Origin of the sequence: Paraburkholderia translucens, assembly GCF_020881035.1 — a bacterium.
GTDB lineage: Bacteria > Pseudomonadota > Gammaproteobacteria > Burkholderiales > Burkholderiaceae > Paraburkholderia > Paraburkholderia translucens.
This window is the reverse complement of the sequence record NZ_JAJITC010000002.1, coordinates 63,683-85,710: the sequence shown is the minus strand read 5'-3', so window position 1 is coordinate 85,710 and position 22,028 is coordinate 63,683. Positions and strand designations below refer to the sequence as shown.

The following is a 22,028-nucleotide window of genomic DNA, read 5'->3' as shown; positions in this document are numbered from 1 at the left end:
GTTCAAACTGGCGAAGGCGTAAGCGTAACGTACTAAGCTTGTGGTGCGCGAGCGAAGGCGCCAGAAGCGGCCGTCAACGCCCTGCGGGCGCCGCGCGGCAAGGGGCCCGCATGTTAACATCGCGGTCTATCCAATCCCACCCTCATCCCGACTTTTATCTGGAGTTCACATGCAGATCGGCCAACGGATCGGCACCCCCCTTTCTGAATCCGCCACGCGCGTGATGCTGCTCGGCGCCGGCGAACTCGGCAAGGAAGTGATCATCGCGCTGCAACGGCTGGGCGTCGAAGTGATCGCCGTCGACCGTTACCCGAACGCGCCGGGCCATCAGGTCGCCCATCGCGCGCACGTGATCGACATGACCGACCGCGCGGCGCTGCGCGCGCTGGTCGAGCAGGAACGCCCGCATCTGATCGTCCCCGAAATCGAGGCGATCGCCACCGACGAGCTCGCCGCAATTGAATCCGAGGCGCTCGCCGAGGTGATCCCGACCGCGCGCGCCACCCAGCTGACCATGAACCGCGAAGGCATCCGCCGACTCGCCGCTGAGGAGCTCGGCCTCGCGACCTCGCCGTACGCGTTCGCCGATTCGCTCGACGAGCTGCGCGCGGGCATCGCGAAGGTCGGCTATCCGTGCGTCGTGAAGCCGGTGATGTCGTCGTCGGGCAAGGGGCAGTCGGTATTGCGCAGCGATGCCGACGTCGAGCCCGCATGGCAGTATGCGATGGCGGGCGGCCGCGTCAATTTCGGGCGCGCGATCGTCGAGGGTTTCATCGACTTCGAATACGAAATCACGCAACTGACCGTGCGCGCGATCGACCCGGCGAGCGGCCAGGTCAGCACCTACTTCTGCGATCCGATCGGCCATGTGCAGGTCGCGGGAGACTATGTCGAATCGTGGCAGCCGCAGCCGATGAGCGCGCTCGCGCTCGCGCGCTCGCGCGAGATCGCGCACAAGGTGACGGCGGCGCTCGGCGGCCGCGGCCTCTTCGGCGTGGAACTGTTCGTGCGCGGCGACGACGTATGGTTTTCGGAAGTCAGCCCGCGTCCGCACGACACGGGGCTCGTCACGCTGTGTTCGCAGCGCTTTTCGGAGTTCGAGCTGCATGCGCGTGCGATCCTCGGTCTGCCGGTCGACACGTCGCTGCGTGCGCCGGGCGCGTCGGCGGTGATCTACGGTGGTCGCGACGAGGCCGGCATCGCGTTCGAAGGCGTCGCGACGGCGTTGGCGGTGCCCAATGCGGACCTGCGCCTGTTCGGCAAGCCGGAGAGCTTCGTCAAACGCCGCATGGGCGTCGCGCTCGCGACCGGCGAAAACATCGACGAAGCACGCTCGCGCGCGAAAGAGGCCGCGGCCGCGGTGCGGCCGGTGTCGGCGAAGTAAGGGGTACGCGGCGCGCGCCAACCGATGCGTGCGCCGATGTATCCGATCCTCGAGCGGTCATTGAACCGCCTGTGACTCGTCTGTGACCCGGCCTCGCGGCCGGTGCGCCTTCCGCCTGACCTCCGCAACGAACGAGGTGTTCGATGAAGACATGGCGTGTTGCAATCCTCGCGGCGGCAGTACCGGCAGTAGCCTGGGCGGCGGCGTCTTCCGGCAGCGCATCGGCCGCGCCGCTTCAGTTCAGGCACATCGAAAGCAAGAACCACCAGACGCGCAAATACACGTGCGCGACCGGCAAGATCCTGCAGGTCACCTACTGGAACGCGCAGAACGGACAAAGCTTCGCCGTGTTGCCGATAAAGGGCACGCCGATGCTATTCGTCAACACGATCTCGGCGTCTGGCGCGAAGTACCAGGCCGGCAGCTATACGTGGTGGACCAAGGGTCCGCGCGCCAATCTGTATGACCTGACGAGCGGCGAGAACGCGCCGCCGATTCTGTCCGACTGCGTGAGCGTGACCCGCTGACTCCATCCCCTGCGCGGCCTTGTCCGCTTGCGCGCATCGTCTCTCTTCGAGTAGTAAGCTGTCCGGCATGGCGTTCGCTGTGCCGTCTGCCATGCCGCGCGCGGTGTCGTGTGTTACGCGCGGCCGTCGTTGCCGTCTTCGATCGTGCGGTTCCGGACCCTGGTGGTGCAACAGCGGGTTCATGCAGCCCGCCGAGTCCGCCGCCTGAGTTCGCTGACCGTCCCCGAGTCATCAAGCGAGACCCTCAATGAAAGCATCGGACCTGTTCGTCAAATCGCTGGAAGCCGAAGGTGTCGAGTACGTGTTCGGCATTCCCGGTGAAGAAAATCTCGATCTGCTCGAATCGCTGCGCCGCTCGAAAATCCGTCTGATCCTCACGCGCCACGAGCAGGCGGCCGGCTTTATGGCCGCCACCTACGGGCGGCTCACCGGCCGCACGGGAGTCTGTCTGGCGACGCTCGGCCCCGGCGCGACCAACTTCGTGACCGCGGCCGCCTACGCGCAGTTGGGCGGCATGCCGATGCTGATGGTGACGGGCCAGAAGCCGATCAAGTCGAGCAAGCAGGGGCACTTCCAGATCGTCGACGTGGTGCGCATGATGGAGCCGCTCACCAAGTACACGCGGCAGATCGTGTCGATCGGCAATATTCCGGCGGCGGTGCGCGAGGCCGTGCGCCGGGCAGAGGAGGAGCGTCCCGGCGCCACGCACCTCGAATTGCCCGAGGATGTCGCGCACGAGGAGGGCGACGGCAAGCCGATTCCGAAGAGCTACAGCCGCCGTCCGGTCGCCGAGGAGAAGGCGGTCGCGCGCGCGGTCGAGGCCATCACCGCCGCGAAGCATCCGCTCCTGATGATCGGCGCGGGCGGCAACCGCAAGACCACGACGAAGATGCTGCGCGAGTTCGTCGACCAGATCGGCATTCCGTTTTTCACGACGCAGATGGGCAAGGGCGTGATCGACGAATCGCATCCGATGTGGCTCGGCAACGCGACGCTCTCCGACGGCGACTTCGTGCACCGCGCGATCGAGCACGCGGACTGCATCATCAACGTCGGTCACGACGTGATCGAAAAGCCGCCGTTCTTCATGCGCAGCGGCGAGGCCGGCGAGAAGACCGTGATCCACGTGAACTTCCTCGGCGCCGAAGTCGATCCGGTGTATTTCCCGCAGATCGAAGTAGTCGGCGATATCGCCAATGCGGTGTGGCAGTTGAGGGAGAGCCTGAAGCAGCGCCAGGAGCATTGGGACTTCACGCGCTTCAAGGAAATCAAGGAGCACTTCGAGGCGCATCTGGTGAAAGGCCAGCACGACGACCGCTTTCCGATGTACCCGGTGCGGATCGTCAACGACGTCTACGAGACCACGCCGGCCGACGGCATCGTGTGTCTGGACAACGGCATGTACAAGATCTGGTTCGCGCGCTACTACCGTGCGCACGAACCGAATTCGCTGCTGCTCGACAACGCGCTGGCGTCGATGGGTGCGGGGCTGCCGTCGGCGATCGCGAGCAAGATCGTGCATCCGGAGCGCAAGGTGATCGCCGTGTGCGGCGACGGCGGCTTCATGATGAATTCGCAGGAGCTCGAAACGGCGGTGCGCCTGAAGCTCGATCTGGTGATCCTGATTCTGCGCGACGACGCGTTCGGCATGATCCGCTGGAAGCAGGAGAACATGAACTTCCCGGACTACGGCATGACGCTTGCGAACCCGGATTTCGTCGCCTATGCGCAAAGCTATGGCGCCCAGGGGCATCGGATCGAGGCGGCCGGGCAGTTCGCGCCGCTGTTGCGCGAATGCTTCGCGACGCCCGGCGTGCACGTGATCGACGTGCCGATCGACTACTCGGACAACGAGCGCGTGCTCAATCGCGAGATCAAGCGGCTGTCCGCGCGGCTTTGAGCCTCTGCGCAGCGAACCCAGGAGAGAGCGATATGTTGCAGAAAACCTATCCGTACTACCTCGCCAACGAGCCGGTGGCGGCCAACACCGATCTCGAAGTCACCGACAAATTCAGCGGCGAGGTCGCCACGCGCGTCGCGATGGCCGACGCGGCCGCGATCGACAAGGCGATCGGCCACGCGGTCGACGCGATGCCGGCGATGCGCGCCTACCCGCCGTTCAAGCGCCAGGCGGTGCTCGAACACTGCGTGAAGCGCTTTCGCGAGCGCTACGACGAACTCGCGCTGGCGCTGTGCATCGAGGCGGGCAAGCCGATCAATGATTCGAAGGGCGAAGTCACGCGGCTGATCGATACGTTCAAGGTCGCTGCGGAGGAGAGTGTGCGAATCGACGGCGAGATTATCAATCTGGAGATTTCGCCGCGCGCGAGCGGTTACCACGCGTACGTGAAGCGCGTGCCGATCGGGCCGTGCTCGTTCATCTCGCCGTTCAATTTCCCGCTGAACCTGACCGCGCACAAGGTCGCGCCGGCGATCGCGGCCGGTGTGCCGTTCGTGCTGAAACCGGCGAGCCGCACGCCGGTCGGTGCGCTGATCATGGGCGAGATTCTCGCGGAGACCGACCTGCCGAAGGGCGCGTTCTCGATCCTGCCCGCGCATCGCGACGGCGCCGATCTGTTCACGACCGACGAGCGCTTCAACCTGCTGTCGTTCACGGGCTCGCCCGCGGTCGGCTGGGAGCTGAAACGCAAGGCCGGCAAGAAGAAGGTGATTCTGGAGCTGGGCGGCAACGCGGCCGCGATCGTCGACGGCGATCAGGGCGGCAAGCTCGACTACGTGGTCGAGCGGCTCGCGTTCGGAGCGTTCTATCAATCGGGGCAGAGCTGCATCGGCGTGCAGCGGATTCTGGCACATGCGAGCGTCTACGACGCGCTGCGCGAGAAGCTGATCGCGAAGACGAAGTCGCTCGTGATGGGCGATCCGAAGAACGAAAAGACCTTCGTCGGACCGATGATCTCCGAATCGGAGGCAAAGCGGCTCGCCGGCTGGATGGACAGCGCGGTGCAGGCGGGCGCGAAGATCGTCGCGGGCGGCAAGGTCGACGGCGCGATGTTCGAAGCGACCCTGCTCGAAGGCGTGAAGCGCGACACCGATCTGTATCGCAAGGAAGCGTTCGGGCCGGTCGCGATATTGGAGCGTTTCGACGATTTCGAAGCGGCGCTCGCGCAGGTCAACGACAGCGACTTCGGCCTGCAAGCGGGCGTGTTCACCGATTCGCTCGCGCACGCGCATCGCGCCTGGGATGCGCTCGAAGTGGGCGGCGTCGTGATCAACGACGTGCCGTCGTTCCGCGTCGACAACATGCCGTATGGCGGCGTCAAGGACTCGGGGCTCGGGCGCGAGGGCGTGCGCTACGCCATCGAAGACATGACCGAGATGCGGTTGATGGTGATGCGGGAGACCTGGTGAGAGGGTGCGGCTGACGTGGGCGGGTGGATGACGGACGCCACGCGCCGTTTTCCCGAGCGTGCGGCTGTCACGAGACTGTCGTCTGTGCCAACTACGCTGCGACCGAAGCACCGGCCGCGAGCCGCCAGCCAGCCGCCCTGAGCGTTTTTGCTGAAGTGCTACAATACTGCGCTTTCGGCGGGTGTTTCCGCCAGCCGGAGCCGGCCGCATTATCCGAACTCAGACGGGTCTCGCGCGGAACGACGTGGCTCCGCCTTCATCCTGATGCCCTCCGCGGTCCCGACCGCTGCTGCGCGCATCGCGCCACGCGCATTTTTAGCGAAAGCCACCATGTCCGACACAGCCGTCACGCCCAGCACCGAGACTTTTGATCAATTCGGCCTCGCGCCCGACATCCTGAAGGCCATCAAGGAATCGGGCTACACGTCGCCCACGCCGATCCAGGCGAAGGCGATCCCGGTCGTGCTGGCGGGCCGTGACGTGATGGGCGCCGCGCAGACCGGCACGGGCAAGACCGCGAGCTTCTCGCTGCCGATCATCCAGCGTCTGCTGCCGCAGGCCAATACGAGCGCGTCGCCCGCGCGTCACCCGGTGCGCGCGCTGATCCTCACGCCGACCCGCGAACTCGCCGACCAGGTCGCCGCAAACGTGCAGGCATACGCGAAGCACACGGCGCTGCGCAGCGCGGTCGTGTTCGGCGGTGTCGACATGAATCCGCAATCGGAGCAGCTGCGCCGCGGCGTTGAAATCCTGATCGCGACGCCGGGCCGTCTGCTCGATCACGTGCAGCAGAAGACCGCGAACCTGGGCCAGGTGCAGATGCTCGTGCTCGACGAAGCGGACCGCATGCTCGACATGGGCTTCCTGCCGGACCTGCAGCGCATCCTGAACCTGCTGCCGAAAGAGCGCCAGACGCTGCTCTTCTCCGCGACGTTCTCGGGCGAAATCAAGAAGCTCGCGGCGACCTATCTGCGCAACCCGCAGACCATCGAAGTGGCGCGCAGCAATTCGACCGCGACCAATGTCACGCAGGTCGTCTACGAAGTGGCCGAGGGCGACAAGACCGGCGCAGTCGTACAACTGATCCGCGAGCGCGGCCTGAAGCAGGTGATCGTGTTCTGCAACAGCAAGATCGGCGCGAGCCGGCTCGCGCGCAGCCTCGAACGCGACGGCGTGGTCGCGACCGCGATTCACGGCGACCGCTCGCAAAGCGAGCGCATGCAGGCGCTCGACGCGTTCAAGCGCGGCGAAGTCGAGGCGCTGGTCGCGACGGATGTCGCCGCGCGCGGTCTCGATATTGCCGAGCTGCCAGCGGTGATCAACTTCGACCTGCCGTTCAACGCTGAAGACTACGTGCACCGCATCGGCCGTACGGGTCGCGCGGGCGCATCGGGCGACGCGCTGTCGCTGTGCAGCCCGAACGAGCGCAAGCAACTGGCCGACATCGAGAAGCTGATCAAGCGCCCGCTCGATCTGCAACGCCTGAACGTCGACACACCGGTGCGCCATCATCATGAGGACCGCCCCCTGCGCCGCGAACGCAGCGAATCGCGCGACGAACGCAGCCGCCGTCGTGCGGGCGGCGCGTCGGGTTCGTATGAACGTGCGCATCATCATCGCGCGCAGCCGATCGACGATTTCTTCCTGAAGCCGTACGAGCCGTCGCCCGCATCGGTGCGCAAGGTCGAGGAGACGGCCACGTCGAACGGCGCGCCGCAAAAGGCGGCGCCGAAGCGGCAATTGGCCGCGTTGCTCGGTGGGTTCGGGATGCCGAGGAAGACGCCTTCGTCGTCGTAACGCGGGTTGCAGGTTAGACGCTCGGGCGCAACGCCGGGCGTGCGCATCATCAGGATGCGCGAATCTTCATCAGTTTTGCCCAGGCCGCGGTCGCGGCGCTGTAGAAGTTTTCCAGCGTCGCAGGCGGCTCGCTTCCCAGATCCAGTCCCAGATGCAGTGCCGCCGCGCCTAGTGCGTCCAGTGGTTTGTCGCAATCGAGCGCGGTGGCGCCATTCTGCTTGCTCAGCTTCTCGCCGTGCTCGTTCGTGACGACCGGCACATGCAGATACTCGGGCGTCGCCACGCCGAGACAACGCTGCAGATAGATCTGCCGCGCCGTCGAATCCATCAGATCCGCGCCCCGCACGATGTGCGTGATGCCCGCGTCCGCATCGTCCACCACCACCGCAAGCTGATACGCCCACTGATCGTCCGCGCGGCGCAGCACGAAATCGCCGACCTCGGCCGCGAGATTTTGTGTCTGTGGGCCCTGCCACCGATCGTCGAACGTGATCACAGCGGCGTCGCCGTCGGGCACGCGCAGGCGCCAGGCGCGCGCGGGCTTGCCGTGCAAGCCGGTGCGACAGGTGCCGGGGTAGGCGAGTGTCGTGTTGCGCGCGTGCGCGTGCAACAGCGAATCAGCGATTTCCTTGCGCGTGCAGCCGCATGGATAGACGAGGCAGGTCGCTTGCAACTGCTCCAGCGCCTGTTGATAGCGCGCCATGCGCTGGCTTTGCCAGACAGGCGGTTCGTCGGCGTGCAGGCCGAAGCGTTCGAGGGTCGTGAGAATGTCTTCGGCGGCACCGGGCACCGTGCGCGGTCCGTCGATATCTTCGATGCGCACGAGCCACGCGCCGCGGTGCGCGCGCGCGTCGAGCCAACTTGCGAGGGCGCTGACCAGCGAGCCGAAATGCAGCGGGCCGGTGGGCGACGGCGCGAAACGTCCGCGATAGGTCATGGTTTGGAGACGAGAGGCGAGGCGTCGGCGCCGGCCGCCCCGGCCGACTTCACGCGGCGCACGCGGCCTTGCTGTCCGGATGGCACGCCGGACAGGTCTTGCCCGCGACGTACATCGGCGATTGCTGTTGCTCGGGCGTGACCACCGCGCGGCAGCCGAAGCATTGCCTCGTCGCGGTCGGTTCGAGTTGCGGGTTCAGCGCCGTGCGATAGTCGAACACGAAGCAGTCGCCGTGATAATGCGCGCCGCCCACTTCCTCGAAGTATTTGAGGATGCCGCCCTCGAGCTGGTACACGTTTTCGATGCCGATGTCCTTCATGTGGATCGCGGCCTTCTCGCAGCGGATGCCGCCCGTGCAGAACGACACGACCGTCTTGCCTTCGAGATCGGCGCGGTTGTGCTCGATCACCTCGGGAAATTCGCTGAACTTGGTGATGCGATAGTCGAGCGCGTTGTCGAACGTGCCGACGTCGACTTCGAAGGCATTGCGCGTGTCGAGCATGACGACGGGGCGGCCTTCGTCATCGTGACCTCGATCGAGCCAGGTCTTCAGCGTGGGCGCGTCGACGAACGGTGCGCGGCCGAGCTCGGGGCGGATCGCCGGCTTTTTCATCGTGATGATTTCGCGCTTGAGCTTGACCAGCATGCGCGTGAACGGCTGCGAGTCCGACAGGCTTTCCTTGAACTGCAGATTCGCGAACTTGCCTTCGAACAGCGGATCGTGGCGGATGTAGTCGATGAACGCGTCGGTGTTCTCGCGCGTGCCGGCGATGAACAGATTGATGCCTTCCGGCGCGAGCAGGATGGTCCCGCGCAGGCCGAGTGCATGGCAGCGCTCGGTGACGAACGGGCGCCACGCGGCGGTGTCTTCGATGGTCGCGAATTGATACGCGGAGAGATTGACGATACTCATGTGTGTTCAGCGGGAAAAATGGGCGGCGTATGCTGCCGTCGCTGGTGCGTCCCCGTATAAGACAGCAGACGAAACCGCTATTATCTCTCAACCCGGCATTTTCCCCGGCCTGGCCACATGGCTCACGGCTTGCGCTAGCGCAAACACTGCTCTCGCCAAGCCCGCCCTGGCCGGATGGCCAACGCCCCGTATCGACTGAAATCTGCGGAAGGGTGGGGTTACAATGTCGCCCATGTCAGATCCCCGCTTCGTTCATCTCCGCGTTCACTCCGAATTCTCGATTGCCGACGGCATCGTGCGTCTCGACGACATCGTCGCGGCGGCGGCCAAAGACGGTCAGGGCGCGCTCGCGCTCACCGACCTCGGCAATGCGTTCGGCCTCGTCCGTTTCTACAAGGAAGCGCGTGGCAAAGGGGTGAAGCCCATTGCCGGCTGCGATGTCTGGATCACCAATCCGGACGACCGCGACAAGCCTTCCCGTCTGCTGTTGCTGGTCAAGGACCGGCGCGGTTACCTGAACCTCTGCGAATTGCTCAGCAAGGCGTCGCTCACGAACCAGTATCGCGGCCGGGCGGAAGTCGAAGCCGGCTGGCTCGAATCCGGGCTGGGCGAAGGGCTGCTCGCGCTGTCGGGCGCTCAGCACGGCGATATCGGTCTCGCGCTGGCGGCCGGTAACGAAGAGGCCGCGAAGCGCAACGCGCGGCATTGGGCAAAGGTGTTCCCGGGCGGCTTCTATATCGAGCTGCAGCGCTTCGGCCAGCCGGGCGGCGAGCAATACGTGCAGCAGGCGGTCGCGCTCGCGGCTTCGCTGAAATTGCCGGTCGTCGCCACGCACCCCATGCAGTTCATGACGCCGGACGACTTCACCGCTCACGAAGCGCGCGTGTGTATTTCCGAGGGCGACATTCTCGCGAATCCGCGTCGCCAGAAGCGCTTCACGGCCGAGCAGTATTTCCGAACGCAACAGGAAATGGCCACGCTGTTCGCGGACATTCCTTCGGCGCTCGCCAACACGGTGCAGATCGCCAAGCGCTGCAATCTGACGCTCGAACTCGGCAAGCCGAAGCTGCCGCTCTTTCCGACGCCCGACGGCATGTCGCTCGACGACTACCTCGTGCAGCTGTCGAAAGAGGGCCTCGAAAAGCGGCTCGAACAGTTGTATCCGGACGAGGCTGAGCGCGCCGCGCAACGCCCGACGTACTACCAGCGCCTCGAATTCGAGTGCGGCACGATCATCAAGATGGGCTTTCCGGGCTACTTCCTGATCGTCGCGGACTTCATCAACTGGGCAAAGAACAACGGCGTGCCGGTCGGGCCGGGCCGGGGTTCGGGCGCGGGGTCGCTGGTCGCCTATGCGCTCGGCGTGACCGATCTCGATCCGCTGCGCTACAACCTGCTGTTCGAGCGTTTCCTGAATCCGGAGCGGGTGTCGATGCCCGACTTCGATATCGACTTCTGCCAGCACGGTCGCGATCGCGTGATCCAGTACGTGAAGGAGAAGTACGGTGCGAACGCGGTGTCGCAGATCGCCACGTTCGGCACGATGGCGGCGAAGGCGGCGGTGCGCGACATCGGCCGCGTGCTCGATCTCGGCTACATGTTCACGGACGGCATCGCGAAGCTGATCCCGTTCAAGCCGGGCAAACACGTGACGATCGCCGACGCGATGAAGGAAGAGCCGCTGTTGCAGGAGCGCTTCGACAACGAAGACGAAGTGCACCAGCTGCTCGAACTCGCGCAACGCGTGGAAGGCTTGACACGTAACGTCGGCATGCACGCCGGCGGTGTGCTGATCGCGCCCGGCAAGCTCACTGATTTCTGCCCGCTCTATACGCAGGGCGACGAAAGCGGCGTCGTCAGCCAGTACGACAAGGACGACGTCGAAGCCGTCGGCCTCGTGAAGTTCGACTTTCTGGGCTTGACCACGCTGACCATTCTGGATTGGGCCGAGCGCTACATCCGCCGCCTCGATCCGTCGAAGCAGGACTGGTCCCTGGCTCAGGTGCCGCTCGACGACCCGGCGTCGTTCTCGATACTGAAGAAAGCGAATACGGTGGCCGTGTTCCAGCTGGAAAGCCGCGGCATGCAGGGCATGCTCAAGGACGCGCAGCCCGACCGCTTCGAGGACATCATCGCGCTCGTCGCGTTGTACCGTCCGGGTCCGATGGACCTGATCCCGAGCTTCTGCGCGCGTAAGCATGGCCGCGAAGTGGTGGAGTATCCGGACCCGCGTGTCGAGCCTGTGCTGAAAGAGACCTACGGCATCATGGTCTACCAGGAGCAGGTGATGCAGATGGCGCAGATCATCGGCGGCTACTCGCTCGGTGGCGCCGACCTGCTGCGTCGCGCGATGGGCAAGAAGAAGCCCGAGGAGATGGCCCAGCACCGCGAGATTTTCGCGCAAGGCGCGGCCGCCAACGGCCTCACGCGCGAGAAGTCCGACGAAATCTTCGACCTGATGGAGAAGTTCGCGGGCTACGGTTTCAACAAGTCGCACGCGGCCGCCTACGCGCTGCTCGCGTACTACACCGCGTGGCTCAAGGCGCACCACCCGGCCGAATTCATGGCGGCCAACATGTCGCTCGCGATGGACGACACGGACAAGGTCAAAATCCTGTTCGAAGACTGCCTCGCGAACAAGATGACCGTGCTGCCGCCGGACGTGAACCTGTCCGCGTATCGCTTCGAGCCGGTCGCCGAAGCCGACGGCAAACGCTCGCGCACGATTCGCTATGGTCTGGGCGCGATCAAGGGCAGCGGCCAGAACGCGATCGAAGAAATCCTGCGCGCGCGCGAAGAGGGTCGCTTCATCGACATTTTCGATTTCTGCAATCGCGTCGATCGCCGCATCGTCAATCGCCGCACGATCGAGGCGCTGATTCGCGCCGGCGCGTTCGACTCATTGCATCCGAACCGCGCACAGCTGATCGCGTCGGTCTCGCTCGCCATGGAAGCGGCCGAGCAGGCGGCGGCCAATGCGTTGCAGGCCGGACTGTTCGATATGGGCGACGCGCCGTCGCAAGGCCACGAGCTCGTCGACGAACCGGAGTGGCCGGAAAAGCGCAAGCTGCAGGAAGAGAAGGGCGCGCTCGGCTTCTACCTCTCGGGTCACCTGTTCGATGCATACAAGGACGAAGTGCGCCGCTTCGTGCGCCAGAAGATCGGGGAACTGAAGGAAGGACGCGACAAACTGGTCGCGGGCGTGATCGTGTCGCTGCGCACGCAGATGACCCAGCGCGGCAAGATGCTGATCGCGCTGCTGGACGACGGCACCGGCCAGTGCGAAGTGACGGTCTTCAACGAGGTCTTCGAAGAGCACAAGCAACTGTTCAAGGAAGATGAACTGCTGGTCGTGCAAGGGCAGGCGCGTAACGACGCATTTACGGGCGGCATCCGCTTCACAGTCGAAACGGTGATGGATCTCGGCCGCGCGCGCTGCCGTTACGCGGACTCGATCAAGGTGCAGATGAACGGCAATGCGGACGCGCAGGCGTTGCGCCGTGTGCTCGAAGCGCACACCGTGGGCAAGGACGAGCCGGCTGCGGCGGCCGCGCCGGCGGCCGCGCCGCGCGGCAATGGCGGTGGGCGGGGCGGCTTCGGCGGCGAGGGCGGCCGTCAGCGTCAGGCGGTGCAGATTCCGAACGGCCTCGCGGTGCAGGTCGTTTATCGCAGCGAGAACGCACAAGGCGAAATGCGTCTCGGCGATGCGTGGCGCGTGAAGCCGACCGATGAACTGCTCGCCGCGCTGCGCGGCGAGTTGGCGGGAAGCGCGATCGAGATCGTGTATTGAGCGACGCCGGTGCCGGTGGCGGTGCAGTGGTTAGCCGGTGCCGCGTGTACCGGCTAACCTGGGCCTACCGGCCGCCCGTTTTTTCCAGGCGTGCCAGCTTCAGAAACCGGTAGTACACCGTCTCCGCGTTGAACAGCGCGATCATCAGCCCGGCGCGGCCGTCCAGAAACCCGCGTCGCAACAGATAAGTCCGCACGAACGCCCACAAGCCGCGTCCGAGCGCGAGGCGCATGCTGCCTTTCTGCCCGGCCTCGTAGCGCTGCCGCGCGCCGGCTGTCGAATACGCATCGAGCTTGCGCAGTACGGCCTCGTAGTCCTCGTACGAGTAGTGCATGAGCTTGCCCCTCAGGCGTTGCGCGGGCGTGCCGAACACGAGACGTTCGTGCACGAGGTCGTCGGAGAAGCGCGCGGCGCCGCGTTTGAACAGGCGTGGAATCCAGTCCGGATACCAGCCGCTGTGATGAACCCAGTGGCCGCAGAAGCTCGATAGACGGTCCACCGCGTAGACGTCGGCGGAGGGTGCGGCGAGCGTCGCGCGAATCGATGCGGCAAGCTCGGGCGTGACGATTTCGTCGGCGTCGAGCGACAGGATCCAGCTTGTGGTCAGCGCATCGACCGCGCGGTTCTTTTGCGGGCCGAAGCCCGGCCAGTCGGTCTGTTCGATGACGCGAGCGCCGTGCGCGCGGGCGATGTCGGTGGTGCCGTCCGTGCTGCCGCCGTCGATCACGACGATCTGATCGGCAAAGGCCACGGCTTGCAGGCATTCGGCCAGCCGTGCCGCGGCGTTCCGGGTGATGATGGCAACGCCGAGAGAGGTTTCTTGCATACCTGAGTTGCGTGGAGGACGAGGTGACGGAGCGGGCCGCGACCCGGCGATCGAGCAGCGAGTATACACACCCCATCCGGCCCCACACCACAGCGCCGATCCGTCAGGCGTGCCGCGCATTGCGCTGCGCACCAGGCGCCGGCGGTCAACTTCAACCGATTACAATGCTCTTTTTTGATATTCCACGCGGCGGCCCGACCATGCGCCGCGTGCTCGCTGTTCCGCATTTCCAGAGGATTCCTTGAGCGCGAAGCCAACGTTAAGCAAACCCATGGGTACAGGCGATGCGTCGTCGCCGTCCGTCGTTCTGCGGCGCCTGTGGCCTTTCATCAAGCCGCTGCTCTGGGTCGTGCTGGGCGCCGTCATCGCGATGGCGGTGAGCGCCGGCACCGACGCCGCCATTCCCGCGCTGCTCAAGCCGCTGCTCGACAAGGGCTTCGGCTCGCATGCGATCGACAAGACCAAGTGGCTCGTACCGATCGCGGTGATCGGTCTCGCGCTGATTCGCGGCATCGCGCAATACGCGTCCGGCTATCTGCTCGCGTACGTGTCGAACAAGATCCTGCTCGAGCTGCGCCTGAAGATGTTCGACCGCATGATTCACACGAGCGTCGCGTTCTTCCAGCGCGAAACCGCGAGCACGGTGATCAACGCGATCGTCTTCGAGGTCAACCAGATCCTGAACGTGCTGCTGAGCGTGATGGTCACGCTCGTGCGCGATTCGCTCACGGTGATCTTCCTGCTCGGCTATCTCTTCTATCTGAACTGGCGCCTGACGCTGATCGTCGCGGTGCTGCTGCCGGGCATCGGCTGGCTCGTCGGAAAGATCAACCGCCGCCTGCGGCGCCTGAACCGCGAGCACCAGCTGCTGACCAACGAGCTGTCGTACATCGTCGAGGAGACGGTGGGCGGCTACAAGGTCGTCAAGGTGCATAACGGCGAGCAGTACGAGATGGACCGCTTCAATGCGATGAGCCGGCGTCTGCGCGGCTACGCGATGCGCATGACGGTGTCCGGCGGCCTCGCGCAGCCGTTGACGCAGTTCCTCGCGTCGATCGCGCTCGCGGTCGTGATCACGATCGCGGTGGTGCAATCATCGTCGGATCAGACGACGGTCGGCGGCTTCGTCGCATTCGTCACGTCGATGCTGCTGATCATCTCGCCGCTCAAGCATTTGATGGACGTGAACCAGCCGCTGCAACGCGGCATGACCGCCGCCGAGCTGATCTTCGGCCTGATCGACGAGCCGGCCGAGCCGAAGGGTGGCGGCAAGCCGCTCGTGCGCGCGCGCGGCGAGGTCGAGTTCCGCGACGTGTCGTTCAACTACGGCAAGAATTCCACGCACAACCGTCACACGCTCGATCAGGTGTCCTTCAAGGTCGCGCCGGGCGAGATGGTCGCCCTCGCGGGGCCGTCGGGTAGCGGCAAGACCACGCTCGTGAACCTGCTGCCGCGCTTCTTCGATCCGACCGGCGGCGCGATTCTGGTCGACGGCGTCGCGCTGCCCGAATACGACCTCCACGCGCTGCGCAGCCAGATCGCGATGGTGAGCCAGGACGTCGTGCTGTTCAACGACACGATCGCGCACAACGTCGCGTACGGTCAGGAGGTCAACGCGGAGAAGGTCAAGTCCGCACTGCGCGCGGCGAACCTGTGGGATACCGTGCAGGCGATGCCGCAGGGCATCGAGACGCTCGTCGGCGACAACGGCATGATGCTCTCGGGGGGCCAGCGCCAACGTCTCGCGATCGCGCGCGCGATCTACAAGGACGCGCCGATCCTGATTCTCGACGAAGCGACGTCGGCGCTCGATTCCGAGTCCGAGCGTCATGTGCAGTCGGCGCTCGAAACGCTGATGAAGGGCCGCACCACGCTCGTGATCGCGCACCGGCTCTCGACGATCGAGCGCGCCGACCGCATCCTCGTGATGGAAGCGGGGCGGATCGTCGAGCGTGGCAGCCATCGCGAGCTGCTCGAGCACGGCGGCTTGTACGCGCATCTGCATCGAATCCAGTTCCAGCAAAGCGCGGCGTGATCGGTCGCACGATGAACGGGGGCATCAGCGCGCTTGCCGCGGCCCCCGCGGCCGGTTCGCCGTGCCAGCAGTCACCGATCCTCTGATGCACAAGCCGCGGCGCATCGCTGAACACGGCCGGGCGTGCTGTCTTCAGGCCTTTCTGCCGCGCACGACCCGCTTGATCCAGATGCCCGGCGCATAGACCGCCGGACAGCTTGAATACAGAAACATCCGAATCCGCAGCCCGAGCTTCACGCCGGCGCTGCGCGTCACCAGCCCGATGCGCTCGCCGAGGCTGCCCGCTTCGAACATTGCGTGGATGAACTGTTCGCGTGCCAGCTTCGGCGCCATGGCCGCGCGCATGCGTTCGCCGATGCCGGCGATCTGAGCGTCGCGCTGGAGCTGCGCGAGCTCCGCGAGTCCGTAGCGATTGCTCTGCCGCATCCGCGCGATCAGTTCATCGACCGACTGGTAGCGGCGCTTGCGCGACAGCCCGCCGCGCCGGTAGCGCACCAGCGGCTCGCGCAGACTGATCGCGCCGCCCGAGAGGATCGCACGCAGTACCATGATCTGATCCTCGGCCGCGGCACCCGGCAGCATCGGCCCGAAGCGCTCGATCAGGCGCCGCGACCACGTGTGTGCCGCGCCGATCAGCCAGGGACGCTCGGCGAGCCAGTCCTCGAAGCTGCGGTAGCGGTCGAGCTCGGTCGGACTCACGCGCTCGTGCACGTGACCTGCTTCGTCCATGTCGGCGAGATCGGTCGCGATCAGGTCGGGGCGCCGCCCATGCGCGAGCCAGCAGTCGACGACGCGCGCGCAGCGCTCGGGTGCCGATATGTCGTCGCCGGCGGCGACGAACAGCAGCTCGCCCTGCGCGAGCTGCGCGAGTTGCGACAGGTGCGCGCTGATGCCCTGGTTCACGGTGTTGCGTCGCACGACCACGCGATGCGGCCCGCTGTAGCCGGCGAGCGCCGCGTCGATCGCGGCGGGGGTGGCGTCGCTGGAGGCATCGTCGGAAACGATGATTTCGAGCGGCTCGTAGGTTTGCGCGAGTGCGCTGCGCACGGCGTCGCCGATCTGCTGCGCCTGGTTGTAGGCGATCACGAGCATCGAGACGAGCGGCCGGGCGCCGTCGTCGGTTGGGGCGCTCGGGGCGGTTGCGGCGGGCGGCAGGCTATCGGTCATGGAGTCGGGATGAAGGCGATTGGCCTAGATTCTAGCCGTTGACGGCCGCGCCGCGCGACGCCCGCGCCGCGCGACGCCCGCGGCACTCCGGGACACCCCGACCTGAACCCGGCGAAATCCATCCTTTACAATTGCCGCTGCCCGAAACTACGCGCCCGCGGCCTCACCCGCGCGTGCGCCTCACCGAGACCGATCCTTGTCCGAGCCGACCCGCGAACCGAACCGCCGTCCCCTCATCGACATCGCGCTGACCGCCCAGGCGCTGAAGAACAGCGGGGGCGCCGAACGCTATACGCGCGACGTGATCGCCGGCCTGCACCGCATGGGTTTGCGCCCGACCTTGTTCGCGCGCGAAATCGACCGCGCGCTGCCGGAGGCCGCGTGGATCGACGCCCAGCCGCTCAATGTGCGCTGGGCGCCGCGCAAGCTGCGCAACCTCGCGTTCGACTGGCGTCTGAAGCAACGTTTGAAGCGGCATCGCCCGGCGTGCGTGTTCTCGATCAATCACTCGACGCATGCCGACGTCGCCTTGTGCGGCGGCACGCATCCGGGCTCGCTCGAAGCCGCGGGCCGCGCGCCGCGTCGCAGCGACGCGTGGCAGATCGAACTCGAGCGGCGCGTGTACACGCGGGCGCGCGCGATCGTCGCGCATTCCCAATTGATGAGCCGCGAGTTGCAGCGTTTCTATGACGTGCCGGCCGCACGCATCGACGTGCTCTATCCGCCAGTCGACACCGAACGCTTCAAGCCGCTCGACGCCGCCGCGCGCGCGGCCTTGCGCCGCCAGCTCGGCGTGCCCGACGATCGCGTGATGTTCGTCTTCTCTTCGACGAGTCACGAGCGCAAGGGCTATCCGTTGCTCGAAGCGTTTTTCTCGCGCACGACGCTGCCGGTCTGCCTCGTCGTCGCGGGGCGCCCGGTGCCGAAAACCAGCGATACGATCCGTTACGCGGGCTACAGCAAGGAAATCGAGAAGCTGTTCGCGGCCGCCGATTTCACGATCGTCGCGTCGGCGTACGAGCCGTTCGGGCTCGTCGGTGTCGAGTCGGTGATGTGCGGTACGCCGCTCGTGATCGCCGACAACGTGGGTTCGGCGGAGACTGTGACAGGCGCGGCGAAGATCGAATTTTCGCGGGTGTCCGAGGGTAGTTTCGAGCGCGCGATCGAGCAGGCGGTCGAGCGCGCGAAGAGCGGTGGTGCGCGGATCGCGGCGCCGCGCGAGAGTCTCGTCTACGACCCGGGCGTCGACGCGCACGTCGCGGCGCTTTACGAGGTGTTCACGCGAGGATGAGGGCGGCGGCCCGTGTTCGGGTTGCCGCTCGTTTTGGAACGATCAATCGCGCGATTGCGTCTCGGGCACTAGCGCCACCGGCATCGCTTGCGCTTCGCTTTGCAACTCCCGTTTGCGCGCATCGATTATCGCCAGCAGTGTCGCCACCAGCAAGGCGAGCAGCACCGCCACCATGACCGGCACCAGCACGTCGATCGTGAGCCCGAAGATCACCGTGCTCGTCGCGACCGCGAGGCCCGAGTACGAGGCGGCGCGAATCGCTGGATCGGCGGCATGCCGGTGTCGCCAGAAATACACCGTGATCCCGTAGTAGAACAGCAACAGGCAGATCACACCGACCGCGCCCATCTCGGCGAGCGTCGAGAAAAAGTCGCTATGCGCGCGCTCGTTGACGATCTCGGCCTTCGCTTCGCCGCGCTTCGCCATCGCGCCGAGCTCGTCGACCAGATGGCCCTTGCCGATACCCCATACCGGATGCCGCGAGAACATCATCAGCGACGCGTTCCATAGCTCGAGGCGCAGGCCGGTAGACGTGTGGTTTTCGCCCCTGTGCATCATCGACACGTCGTTCGGCACCTCGGCAAGGCGCTTCTGAACCCTTCCGGTCGACAGCAACCCGCCCGCCGCGATCACGATTGCCAGCATCGCGATCAGCAGGCGCTTTTTCTGCGTGAACCAGTGGTACTGCATGCCGAGCAGCACGACGAACACCGGGACTGCGAGCCAGCCGCCGCGCGAGCCCGACAGAAACGATGCATAGCCGCCCGACACCAGCGCGAGGACGCGCGGCGCCAGCACGCGCCAGTCGCGCGGATTGTCCCAGCCGAGCGTGAACACCGCCAGGAACCCGAGCAGCAGCGAGGTATCGCCGAACGGGATCGCGTTCGTGTACGGGTTGTTCAGGCGGTTCGCGTCGGTCCAGCCGCCGGGCGGCTGATTGATGATCGCCCACGAGGCGACCGCGAGCGCGCCTGCCGCGCAGCCCCAGCCGATCACGCGCAGATTGCGCGACGGCAATTGCCGCAGCAGCAGGAACACCGGCAGCGCAAGCGCGAAGCGCGCCACCGAGTCGAACTCGCGTGGCAGCCAGTAGCCGAGCACCAGTTGCTGCGCGCCGCTCCCGACGACGAAGGCGAGCATGCCGATCGTGAACCAGCGGTAGGTGCGCAAGGCCGAGAAATAGCCTGGCATGCGCCGGTTGGCGATGGCCGCGCCGAGCGCGAGCGCGACGAGCGCGAAAAAGCAGTAGCCGGTGCCGCCACGCCACATCAGGTTGACCGCAGGCGCGAGAAACAGCAGAGCGGTCGTGAGCCAGAGCAGACTGGGTGCAAAAATCATAGGTCTACGTTATCGATGAACACACTACCGTTCCGGTGGTGAAATTGCAGGGGATGCCGGACCACTTGAATGCTTCCAGAACGGCAGAGCGAACCGGATTATAACCATCCACTTCCTTGCAAAATGCTTGCTGCCGCACGCGCCAGGGTGCAACGGGCTCTGGCATGCGCTGGAGCGCACGGGTAGCGTCTGTCGTGCGAGCAGGCGGGGGCGGTACAATCGCGCGACACTCATGGCCGGTGCGCGGCGCAGGCCGCGCCCGTGCCCAGCTCAACGGACCGACCCGATGTTCTCAATCATCATCCCGACCTGGAACAACCTGCCTTATCTGCGCCTCGTGATCAAAAGCCTGCGGCGTCATTCGGCGCATCAGCACCAGATCATCGTGCACGTGAACGACGGCTCGGACGGCACGCTCGCGTGGGTACGCGACGAGGGCATCGAGCACACGGCGTCGCCCGGCAATATCGGCATTTGCCACGCGGTCAACATCGCGGCGGCGCGCGCGACGCAGGACTACATCGTCTACATGAACGACGACATGTACTGCTGCCCCGGCTGGGACGACGCGCTCGTCAAGCGGCTTGCGCAGATGCCGGCGGACAACCTCTTCATGCTGTCGGGCACGATGATCGAGCCGGTCGATTCGGGCAATCCGTGCGTGGTCGTGCGCGACTTCGGCCGCGATGCGCAGGCGTTTCGCGCCGACGAGCTGGTCGCCGCCGCGCCCGGTCTTGTACGGGCCGACTGGCGCGGCGCGACGTGGCCGCCGACGCTCGTGCATCGCGACTGGTGGTTCAAGGTGGGGGGCTACAGCAGCGAGCTGAGTCCTGGCATGAGCAGCGACAACGATTTCTCGATGAAGCTGTGGGACGCGGGCTGCCGCGTGTTCGTCGGTGTCGGCGACAGTCTCGTCTATCACTTCCAGCAAAAGAGCACCGGCAAGGTCGTCAAGAACGACGGGCGCCGGCAGTTCCTCAACAAGTGGGGGATGACGCAGGCGACCTTCGATCGCTATTACCTGCGCCGCGGCACCGCCGTCGACGGCGCGCTCCCGGTGAGCGAGCCGGAGCGCACCGGCGGGCTGCGCCGTGCGCTGCTGAAGTCGCGCATCAAACGCGCGTTGGGCTGACCGGGCTCCCGTTGAGGCGCGGCGCGCGTCAAACGCCGCCCGTCACGAGCGGCAGCACGGTCAGATCCGGATGCGTGCCGTCGATGATGCTGCGTCCCACGTGCACCGCTTCGTATAGCGCGTCGTCGCGGCTCGCGAAGCTCTCCTCGCCGTCGGCGTGAAACGCCACCGAATGGCCGGGAAGATGGGGATCGGCGCCCGGATGGCAGACGTAGCCGAGATACGTGTAGCGGCTCTTTGGCGCGGCCGCCGCATAGGCGGCCTGCGCCGCGTCGGGCGGATCTTTTTCGACCGGTGAAACGTGTATCTCGAAGCCTTCGTACTGCACCGTCTGCCAGCCTGTGGTTTCGTCGGCCATGACCGCCTCCTTTGGGTCTGTCCTGTCAGAAAGTCTAGGTGATTTGCCGTCAAAACGCGCGGGCGGGAGTCGTCTTTGCAAACGCGGCCGCGCGAATGTCCCGGCTGGTTCCCGTCGGATAAAATGCTGCGCTTTGCCCCAATCCGACTTCGCTCATGTGGTTCAAAAACCTTCAGCTACACCGTCTGCCCGCTCCGTGGTCCGTCACCCCCGAACAGATGCAGAAGTGGCTCGCGCCGTACGCGTTCGCGCCCGGCCAGAGCGTCGAGATGCAGGCGCAAGGCTGGGCGCCGCCGCGCGATGGCGACTCGCTCGTCTACGCGATGAACGGCCAGATGCTGCTGACGTTCCGCGCCGAGAAGAAGCTGCTGCCGGCGTCGGTCGTCACGCAGGTCACGCGCGAGCGCGCGGCCGAGCTCGAGGAGCAGCAGGGCTTCAAGCCGGGCCGCAAGCAGATGCGCGAACTGAAGGAGCAGGTCACTGACGAGCTGCGTCCGCGCGCGTTCAGCATCCGCCGCGATACGCGCGTGTGGATCGATTGCACGAATGGCTGGCTCGTGATCGACGCGGCGTCGCAGGCGGTTGCCGACGATGTGCGCGGGCTGCTCGTCAAGTCGATCGCCCAGTTGCCGCTGATGACGGTGCGCGTCGCGCAGTCGCCGGTCGCGGCGATGACCGGCTGGCTGCTCGACGGTGAGGCTCCGGCGGGCTTCACGCTCGACCAGGACACCGAGCTGCGCTCGCCCGCCGAGGGCAACGCGACGGTGCGCTATGTCGGCCACACCCTGGATACCGAAGATATGCGCCGGCACATCGAGGCAGGCAAGCAGTGCATGCGGCTCGCGATGACCTGGAACGATCGCGTGTCGTTCGTGCTTACGCCGTCGTTGACGATCAAGCGCGTCGCGGCGCTCGACGTGCTCAAGGAAGCGAGCGACCCGACCGCGCAAAACGACGACGAGCGCTTCGATTCCGACGTCGCGCTGATGACCGCCGAGCTCGATCGCATGCTGCGCGATCTGCTCGATGCGTTGGGCGGCGAGCAGGCGGAACAAGGGTTCGCACTGCCACAGGCCGTGGCGGCCTGACGCTGCCGCACCCTCGGTGCAGACGAAAAAACGACAGCCGTATCAACGGTTTGCGGATTTTTCCCGGAAGTTATGC

At 65.8% G+C, this 22,028-nt stretch carries 16 protein-coding genes; 10 read left to right on the top strand and 6 right to left on the bottom strand.

Going from position 1 to position 22,028, the window contains the following annotated elements; genetic code table 11:
* The first annotated feature begins 169 nt into the window (after positions 1-169).
* The 5 genes from purT (at position 170) to LJ655_RS03585 (ending at position 7,077) form a co-directional block, all read left to right on the top strand.
* Positions 170-1,384, top strand: coding sequence for a formate-dependent phosphoribosylglycinamide formyltransferase (gene purT / locus LJ655_RS03605; RefSeq protein WP_230559898.1), 1,215 nt, complete (start codon positions 170-172; stop codon positions 1,382-1,384).
* A 143-nt stretch (positions 1,385-1,527) separates the two neighbouring features.
* Positions 1,528-1,911, top strand: a complete 384-nt coding sequence (locus LJ655_RS03600; protein WP_230559897.1) for an MliC family protein — start codon at positions 1,528-1,530, stop codon at positions 1,909-1,911.
* 247 nt (positions 1,912-2,158) lie between these two features.
* Positions 2,159-3,811, top strand: a complete 1,653-nt coding sequence (locus LJ655_RS03595; RefSeq protein WP_230559896.1) for an acetolactate synthase large subunit — start codon at positions 2,159-2,161, stop codon at positions 3,809-3,811.
* 32 nt (positions 3,812-3,843) lie between these two features.
* Positions 3,844-5,280: an aldehyde dehydrogenase family protein gene (locus tag LJ655_RS03590; protein ID WP_230559895.1), complete on the top strand. Its 1,437-nt coding sequence runs from the start codon at positions 3,844-3,846 to the stop codon at positions 5,278-5,280.
* Between the two features lie 330 nt (positions 5,281-5,610).
* On the top strand, positions 5,611-7,077 hold the full coding sequence (locus LJ655_RS03585) for a DEAD/DEAH box helicase (protein WP_230559894.1): 1,467 nt from the start codon (positions 5,611-5,613) through the stop codon (positions 7,075-7,077).
* 49 nt (positions 7,078-7,126) lie between these two features.
* On the opposite strand, the gene gluQRS is transcribed toward LJ655_RS03585, so the two are convergent.
* Both gluQRS and LJ655_RS03575 read right to left on the bottom strand, forming a co-directional pair.
* Positions 7,127-8,014 carry a tRNA glutamyl-Q(34) synthetase GluQRS gene (gene gluQRS, locus LJ655_RS03580; protein ID WP_230559893.1) on the bottom strand — a complete coding sequence of 296 codons (888 nt, stop codon included), beginning with the start codon at positions 8,012-8,014 and terminating at the stop codon, positions 7,127-7,129.
* Positions 8,015-8,063: 49 nt separating this feature from the next.
* A complete protein-coding gene (locus LJ655_RS03575) occupies positions 8,064-8,927 on the bottom strand; it encodes a sulfurtransferase (RefSeq protein WP_230559892.1) in 864 nt (287 codons plus the stop codon).
* A 223-nt stretch (positions 8,928-9,150) separates the two neighbouring features.
* On the opposite strand from LJ655_RS03575, the gene dnaE reads away from it, so the two are divergent.
* Positions 9,151-12,717, top strand: a complete 3,567-nt coding sequence (dnaE, locus tag LJ655_RS03570; RefSeq protein ID WP_230559891.1) for a DNA polymerase III subunit alpha — start codon at positions 9,151-9,153, stop codon at positions 12,715-12,717.
* A gap of 64 nt (positions 12,718-12,781) precedes the next feature.
* On the opposite strand, the gene LJ655_RS03565 is transcribed toward dnaE, so the two are convergent.
* The gene (locus LJ655_RS03565) at positions 12,782-13,543 is read right to left on the bottom strand and encodes a glycosyltransferase family 2 protein (protein ID WP_230559890.1); all 762 of its coding nucleotides are present in this window, start codon (positions 13,541-13,543) and stop codon (positions 12,782-12,784) included.
* A 241-nt stretch (positions 13,544-13,784) separates the two neighbouring features.
* Between LJ655_RS03565 and msbA the strand changes: the two genes are divergently transcribed.
* Positions 13,785-15,578 (top strand): lipid A export permease/ATP-binding protein MsbA, encoded by a 1,794-nt coding sequence (msbA, locus tag LJ655_RS03560; RefSeq protein ID WP_230559889.1) that lies wholly within the window; start codon positions 13,785-13,787, stop codon positions 15,576-15,578.
* 132 nt (positions 15,579-15,710) lie between these two features.
* Here msbA and LJ655_RS03555 read toward each other — a convergent pair whose 3' ends face one another.
* On the bottom strand, positions 15,711-16,745 hold the full coding sequence (locus LJ655_RS03555; RefSeq protein WP_230559888.1) for a glycosyltransferase family 2 protein: 1,035 nt from the start codon (positions 16,743-16,745) through the stop codon (positions 15,711-15,713).
* 196 nt (positions 16,746-16,941) lie between these two features.
* Here LJ655_RS03555 and LJ655_RS03550 point away from each other — a divergent pair, with 196 nt between their 5' ends.
* Positions 16,942-18,036 carry a glycosyltransferase family 4 protein gene (locus tag LJ655_RS03550; RefSeq protein WP_230559887.1) on the top strand — a complete coding sequence of 365 codons (1,095 nt, stop codon included), beginning with the start codon at positions 16,942-16,944 and terminating at the stop codon, positions 18,034-18,036.
* Positions 18,037-18,078: 42 nt separating this feature from the next.
* Here LJ655_RS03550 and LJ655_RS03545 read toward each other — a convergent pair whose 3' ends face one another.
* The gene (locus tag LJ655_RS03545) at positions 18,079-19,374 is read right to left on the bottom strand and encodes an O-antigen ligase family protein (protein WP_230559886.1); all 1,296 of its coding nucleotides are present in this window, start codon (positions 19,372-19,374) and stop codon (positions 18,079-18,081) included.
* A gap of 286 nt (positions 19,375-19,660) precedes the next feature.
* Between LJ655_RS03545 and LJ655_RS03540 the strand changes: the two genes are divergently transcribed.
* Positions 19,661-20,506, top strand: coding sequence for a glycosyltransferase family 2 protein (locus LJ655_RS03540; RefSeq protein WP_230559885.1), 846 nt, complete (start codon positions 19,661-19,663; stop codon positions 20,504-20,506).
* A gap of 28 nt (positions 20,507-20,534) precedes the next feature.
* Here LJ655_RS03540 and LJ655_RS03535 read toward each other — a convergent pair whose 3' ends face one another.
* Positions 20,535-20,864, bottom strand: coding sequence for a hypothetical protein (locus LJ655_RS03535; protein ID WP_230559884.1), 330 nt, complete (start codon positions 20,862-20,864; stop codon positions 20,535-20,537).
* Between the two features lie 155 nt (positions 20,865-21,019).
* Here LJ655_RS03535 and LJ655_RS03530 point away from each other — a divergent pair, with 155 nt between their 5' ends.
* Complete coding sequence (locus LJ655_RS03530) at positions 21,020-21,952, top strand: recombination-associated protein RdgC (protein ID WP_230559883.1); 933 nt, start codon at positions 21,020-21,022, stop codon at positions 21,950-21,952.
* The last annotated feature ends 76 nt before the right edge of the window (positions 21,953-22,028 follow it).